The organism is Streptococcus australis (assembly GCF_019930045.1).
Lineage (GTDB): Bacteria > Bacillota > Bacilli > Lactobacillales > Streptococcaceae > Streptococcus > Streptococcus australis_D.
The window spans coordinates 1-2,649 of the sequence record NZ_JAHZQQ010000100.1; the positions used below are offsets into that span (position 1 = coordinate 1).

General features: G+C 39.1%; 2 protein-coding genes and 1 pseudogene. All 3 read left to right on the plus strand.

All coding sequences use genetic code 11. From position 1 onward, the window contains the following. On the plus strand, window positions 1-202 hold a 202-nt coding region (locus tag K1J10_RS10395), incomplete at its 5' end, for a hypothetical protein (protein WP_223357298.1). Between the two features lie 46 nt (window positions 203-248). Then, window positions 249-1,469, plus strand: coding sequence for a DNA cytosine methyltransferase (gene dcm / locus K1J10_RS10400; protein WP_195324427.1), 1,221 nt, complete (start codon window positions 249-251; stop codon window positions 1,467-1,469). Window positions 1,470-1,546: 77 nt separating this feature from the next. Then, a pseudogene (locus tag K1J10_RS10405) lies at window positions 1,547-2,575 on the plus strand (hypothetical protein); the annotation flags it as partial. Between the last annotated feature and the right edge of the window lie 74 nt (window positions 2,576-2,649).

The following is a 2,649-nucleotide window of genomic DNA, read 5'->3' on the forward strand; positions in this document are numbered from 1 at the left end:
TTATGCTGTTTTTCGCAATTCTAGTATATCAGATGAACGTATCTTTTGTGTTGCACTTCATTTTACAACAGGGCTAAATGAAAATCTAATTCAATCTAATTTAAATAATGTATCATCTAAGAATGTGTTGAGAATATATATTTTTCAATCAGATTTATATAAAAGTAAAATTAAAGAAGTGATAAGAATGTTTTCCACGTAGTTTTTAATATCATACTTAAGATAATTTTTAGAAAGCAGGTTACTACATGACAAATTCTGTAAGTTCGAACCAATCTGAGAAGTACAATATTGCAGCTTTCTTCTCAGGTGTTGGGGGAATTGAGTTGGGATTTGAACAAACCAACGAGTTCAGAGTGGTGTATGCCAATGAATTTGATAAGTATGCGCGTCAGACTTATCGTTTAAATTATCCAAATACGCATTTGGATAGTCGTGATATTCATGCGGTACAGCCGGAAGACATTCCAGCTGAGCGCGTGGATGTAATTATGGGAGGATTCCCTTGCCAAGCCTTTAGTATTGCGGGTTACCGCAAGGGCTTTGATGATGATCGTGGCGATCTTTTCTTTGAGTTGCTTCGTATGATTGAAGGGCGTAAACCTCGTGCCATCTTCATCGAAAACGTCAAAAACATGGTCGGTCATGACCATGGCAATACCTTCAAGGTTATTCGTGAGGCTTTGACTGAGAACAACTACTTCATCAAGTGGAAGGTACTCAATGGGAAAGACTATGGAAATATCCCACAAAACCGTGAGCGGATCTACATCGTTGGTTTTGATACAAAAGAAGCCTATGACTTGTTTGAATTCCCAGAGGAAATCAAGCTGACAACGACTTTGAGTGATGTTATTGATTTTGGTGCCAAGCCTGATGAGGCCTACTATTATCGAGAAGGCAAGCAAAATTTCTACGACCAGTTGAAATTTGAAGTGACCAGTCAAGATACAGTTTACCAATGGCGTCGTCAGTATGTCCGTGAAAACAAAAATGGCGTTGTTCCTACTTTAACAGCTAATATGGGAACAGGCGGGCACAATGTCCCTCTGATCCTGACAGATAGTGGGGAGATTCGTAAGTTAACACCAAAGGAAACCTTCAATGTACAAGGTTATCCAAAGACCTTTAAGTTGCCTGAGGGTGTTTCCAATGGTCAACTCTACAAACAAGCTGGAAACAGTGTGGTTGTTCCTGTGATTAAACGCATTGCAGAGCGGATTGCTTTTGCCCTTAATGAGAGCAATGGGCCGTCTCAACTGGATCGTTCAGGAAAATTTGCGATTATCTATACCAAGATGAATGGTCAGTTTGAAGGCCAGTCTTATGTGAAAGATTTTGTCTCCACTTATGAGGAGGCAGAGAAGAAGATTGCCTCCTATGAGGATGGTCTTGCCATTTTATCAGATGAAGATTATTTCAGATTGGTAAAAAAACGTGGAAATTTTGAATTTTACAGCATTATTTAACGAATTATATAAGTAAGGGGACTAGTGAAAATCTAGTCTTCTTTTGATATACTTAAATAAGAAGTGAGGATTGAATGATGTGGGAACACCTAAAACAAGAACAAAAGGAAAAATACAAGACTCTCATTACCAACTTTGCTAGTCTGAGTGAGGCCTTTTCTCAAAAAGCAGAAGGTGAAGATTCTGATGATCGAGAAAGCTATGTTGCTCCGATTGTCAATTCAAAATTTCAAGAGACTGTTTTCCAAAAGGCTTTTCATGCTGTTGGTGAGGATATTGCCAATACCTCTTATGATGCTTCGCTTGTCGTTGATGAGCAACATAAGTATTTAGTTGGGATTAAATCCTTTGGTTTGGATTCAGGGGATCAAAAGATTGCTCAGTTCAAGAAAGATTCACAGTCTTGGAATGAGCTGTTGAGTGAAATCCGATTTCATGCTGACATTTCACCGGACAAGGAGACAGCTGATAAAGAGAATCGTGCTCGCTATGAAAAACTGGCCCGCGAGATTGCGACCTTGCGAAATCAACGGATTGAATCGTCTAAGGCTCTCATAAAGGGATTTCATTCTGATTCTAGTCATGTAGAAGCCGTCTATCATGTCTTGATGCCGACTTCGAAAGGACACAAGCCTCAGATCCATGTAGGAGAGACAACTTATCTGCCTGTTGACCTAGACCATCTCAAGATTTTGGGATCTACGACTAAGAACAATCCGACTAATTTCCGTTTTACAGATGGTCAGCATGATTACAAATATACGGCTGCAGATAGTCAGCTCCATATGACCTTTAGGAATAAGGAGATTGTGGTTGATACCTGGGATGTGAATTATGTCGAAGATCCCTTTTATCTTTTTGAACACCTTCATTTGTTGACGTCGGAAAAAAGTGATTCGGAGATTCTTGAGTCGGTGTCGTGGGTGATCACAGATAAGCATGGAAATATAGAAGAAAATTCTGGCTTTAATGCTTTTAATGGTGGTTCAAAGTTGGCCAAGAAGGATCGCTTGCCACGAATTTTAAAGATTCAGGATAAATTTAAAGATAGTCTGGCTCCAGAAGAGCTAGCTTTTGTAACCTTCTCTTTAGAAGAAATTCTCTTGATAAATTGCAAGAATAAGTGCAACATTTACTTGAACTCATCCTCTAGAGCTTCACAAGCAGTTCTGTAAGCTAA

Coding starts and splice junctions, on each gene's coding strand:
- dcm (WP_195324427.1), top strand. CDS start 249: ATGACAAATTCTGTAAGTTCGAACCAATCTGAGAAGTACAATATTGCA.